The following is a 3,430-nucleotide window of genomic DNA, read 5'->3' as shown; positions in this document are numbered from 1 at the left end:
AAGCCGCTCCGCCACGCGGCGGACATGCTGCCGACGCCGACCAAGCGCGACCGGCGGATGGACGCATGGTCGCCGGCCTACGACCGGCGCAAGTCGCCGACGATGGACGCGGTGCTCGACGGCGCGATGACCGGCCGGGCGCCGGACCGGTGGACCTATGCGCGGTCGATCGCGGCGCTGCTGAAGGATCACGGGCTGACTGGAGCCTCGCGGACCTTGCCCGTCACCTACGGCTGGATGATGGGCTATCCGCCGGGTTGGCTGACGCGCGCGTTGCGCTCGGCGATGGACGCCGGCCGGCTGCCGCCGGCCTGATCGTCGAGGCGTTCGGCGACGCCGTCCTGCCGCAGATCCTCGAAGCCATCGGCCGCACCATCCTGCGCACCGAAGCCGCGCTCGCCGTGGTGATGGGGCGGGATTTCGAACATCGAGGAGATAACCTATGACCGCCGCAGCGATGCGCGCGGGCACGTTCGCCGTGCCGTCCGCGCGACCGTCCGACAGCCTCACCCATGTCGAGCTGACGCATATCGAGAAGCGGGTCGAGAACTGGATCAGGTTCGGCCGGCATGTTGGCGAGCGGATCATCGACCGCCGCCGCCGCGTCCTGTCGTTCCGGCCGGGCAGCGTCTTCGCCTTCGTCCGCTGGGCGGCCAACGATTACGGCACGGTCTCCTCGCGTATAGACATCGTGCGCGCGGTCGATCCCGGCGAGCCGTACCATACGCTGCCGTTCGTCCGCACCGGCGGCGATATCCTGCTGCACGTCGAAGGCTGGCCGAAGGTCGAGCGGGTGCTCCGCCACATCGACACGGTGGAAGCAGCCGGTGTCGATCCGTGTGATGTGGCGCCCGATCACTGGCGGCACGTCGCCAACCGTATTGGCACCGGCGAGGAGCCACGCGGCTATAGCGCCGAACGCCATCGGGCATGGCTCAAGCGCCGGGAGATCGAGCGATGAGCAGCCAAGCCTATGTCGCGACGGCGATCGTCGCCAGCCTGTCTTTGGCCGTGATGGGCGTGGTCGAGGTGACGCCGCGCCTGCTGTGGAACGCCTCCGCCAGCGTGCCGGTCGGCCTGTATGCGTTGCGTCCCGCCGGCCGGCTCGCGACCGGCGATCTGGTTGCGGTCACGCCGCCCAAGCCGCTTGCCTGGTTCCTCGCCACGCGACACTTTCTGCCGCTCGACACGCCGCTGATGAAGCGGGTGATGGGGCTTCCCGGCCAGCGCGTGTGCCGCGTCGGAAACGCCGTGACCGTCGATGCGGTGCCGCTCGGCGACGCGCTTGAGCGCGACCGGCACGGCCGTCCGCTGCCGGTCTGGCGGGGTTGCCGCTGACCTGCCCCCTTCCTGATCCCTCGATTTGAGTGAGAGTCCGTCATCCCGAAGGAGACGGACGTGAAGAAGAGCAGATTTACGGAAGCGCAGCTCATCGGCGTGCTGCGCGAGCAGGAAGCGGGCGGGACGACCGACGAGGTCTGTCGCCGGCACGGGATCAGCCCGCAGACCTTCTATCGCTGGAAGGCGAAGTACGGCGGGCTCGAGGTGTCGGATGCGCAGAAGCTGAAGGGGCTCGAGGACGAGAACCGGCGGCTGAAGAAGCTGCTGGCCGAGTCGATGCTGGACGTGGCGGCGTTGAAGGATCTGCTGGGAAAAAACTGACCGGGCTCGCGGCGCGCCGGGAGGCCGTGCTCCGCCTGACGGCCGAGCGCGGCTTCTCCCAGCGGCACGCCTGCGAGCTCATCCGGATCGATCCCAAGACCGTGCGCCGGGAGCCCGATCCCGGCGATGGCGACGTGCGCGAGCGGCTGCGGAGCCTGGCGGCCGAGCGGCGCCGCTTCGGCTACCGACGGCTCGGCATCCTCCTCGAACGAGAGGGCATCACCATGAACCGAAAGAAACTCTACCGGCTCTATTCCGAGGCGGGGCTGGCGGTGCGCCGGCGCCGCGGCCGCAAGCGCGCGACCGGGACGCGCGCGCCGATGGCCCTGCCGGACGGGCCGAACCAGCGCTGGAGCCTCGACTTCGTCTCCGACGCCCTCGACTGGGGTCGCCGCTTCCGCATCCTCGCCATCGTCGACGACTTCACCCAGCTCAGGCGCTGGCCCTGGTCGTCGACACCTCGATCGGCGGCTCGATCGGCGGCCGGCGCCTCGTGCGCGCGCTCGACGCGCTCGTCGCCCGCCGCGGCAGGCCCGCCGTCATCGTCAGCGACAACGGCACCGAGATGACCAGCCGCGCCGTCCTGGAGTGGACCAACCGCACCGGCGTCGCCTGGCACTACATCGCGCCGGGCAAGCCGCAGCAGAACGGCTTCGTCGAGAGCTTCAACGGTCGGCTGCGCGACGAGTGTCTTCTGTAGTCGGGGCTTGGGCGTCAAGCGCAACGTTCGGTCCTGACCCGGCTGGGGTCTCGCTTCTGTCCGCGGTCGGGAGCACCGCCGCATGATGGGTTCCGAAGGTGAGGCGGACCAAGCTAAACGGCGGGCTCGCGGGCATCTGCCGGCGGCTCCAGACATTCGTGCGGCCTTCGCCTCATCCCCGTCCCTGCCGGGACCTCGGACCGATCGCAGCCGTTAGCCGGCTCCGACCGGAAGGTGGTGGATCAGGCCGCGGTCCAGCGGAACGGCGTCTCGTCCCGCCACATCCGGTGCATGATGACCGCCAGCTTGCGCGCGACGGCGACCTTGGCCTTCTTCAGCGAACTGCGTGCCGCGAGCCGCGTCCCCCACGCCTTCAGCGCGGTCCACTGCGTCGTCCGGCTGAGCATCACGTTGGCGGCGGCGAACAGTGCCGTCCGCGTGAAGGTGTCACCGCATCGGGTGATCCGCCCTCGCCGATCAATCTCGCCGGACTGGTACTGCCGCGGCGTGAGCCCGAGATGCGCGCCGACATCGGCGGAGCGGCGGAAGCGCTCGGGACGGTCGATGGTGGTCTTGAAGGCGAGCGCGGTCACCGGGCCGACGCCGGGGATCGTCATGAAGCGCCGGCAGAGCTCGTCGTTCTTCACCACCCGTAGCAGCGCCAGGTGCAGCCGGTTCAGCTCCCGCCGCAACACCTCCCGTGCCGTCAGCAGCGCCTCGACGCAGAGCACGAGCACCGGTCGCTCGGCGACGAGCTCGCGCACCCGTGCCTCGAAGCCAGCCGCCCCGATCCGTCCGACCTTCAGGCCGAACGGCCGCAGCAGACCGCGGATCTCGTTCTCGTGGTCGCGGACCTTGTTGACCAGGAACTCCCGCGCCGACAGCAGGACCCGCAGCTCCTTGGCTCTCAGTCGACTTCACGTGCACCGCCTTGAACCATCCCGACCGGACCACCTGCGCGATGGCGCGGGCGTCGTTGCGGTCGGTCTTGTTCGCCGCCATCGCGCCGATCGCCCCCTTGAGGTGCCGCGTCTCGATGCAGACGGCCGGCAGCCCCGCATCGGCCAG

The 3,430-nt window shown here is 70.0% G+C and carries 5 protein-coding genes and 1 pseudogene; 5 read left to right on the top strand and 1 reads right to left on the bottom strand.

Going from position 1 to position 3,430, the window contains the following annotated elements; translation table 11 throughout:
• The 5 genes and pseudogenes from LLG88_15200 to LLG88_15180 form a co-directional block, all read left to right on the top strand.
• A partial coding sequence (locus LLG88_15200; GenBank protein ID MCE5248253.1) for a hypothetical protein occupies positions 1–315 on the top strand: 315 nt, incomplete at its 5' end.
• Positions 258–446 carry a hypothetical protein gene (locus LLG88_15195; GenBank protein ID MCE5248252.1) on the top strand — a complete coding sequence of 63 codons (189 nt, stop codon included), beginning with the start codon at positions 258–260 and terminating at the stop codon, positions 444–446. The genes LLG88_15200 and LLG88_15195, both read left to right, overlap by 58 nt.
• Positions 443–961 carry a DUF2840 domain-containing protein gene (locus tag LLG88_15190; GenBank protein ID MCE5248251.1) on the top strand — a complete coding sequence of 173 codons (519 nt, stop codon included), beginning with the start codon at positions 443–445 and terminating at the stop codon, positions 959–961. Before LLG88_15195 ends, LLG88_15190 begins: the two co-directional genes overlap by 4 nt.
• On the top strand, positions 958–1,338 hold the full coding sequence (locus tag LLG88_15185) for a S26 family signal peptidase (GenBank protein ID MCE5248250.1): 381 nt from the start codon (positions 958–960) through the stop codon (positions 1,336–1,338). Before LLG88_15190 ends, LLG88_15185 begins: the two co-directional genes overlap by 4 nt.
• Positions 1,339–1,398: 60 nt before the next feature.
• A pseudogene (locus LLG88_15180) lies at positions 1,399–2,356 on the top strand (IS3 family transposase).
• A gap of 248 nt (positions 2,357–2,604) precedes the next feature.
• On the opposite strand, the gene LLG88_15175 reads toward LLG88_15180, so the two are convergent.
• Positions 2,605–3,249 carry an IS110 family transposase gene (locus LLG88_15175; GenBank protein ID MCE5248249.1) on the bottom strand — a complete coding sequence of 215 codons (645 nt, stop codon included), beginning with the start codon at positions 3,247–3,249 and terminating at the stop codon, positions 2,605–2,607.
• Positions 3,250–3,430 lie beyond the last annotated feature (181 nt).

The organism is bacterium (genome assembly GCA_021372775.1).
GTDB lineage: Bacteria > Acidobacteriota > Polarisedimenticolia > J045 > J045 > JAJFTU01.
The sequence above is the reverse complement of the archived record's forward strand: the minus strand, read 5'-3'. Positions and strand labels throughout refer to the sequence as shown.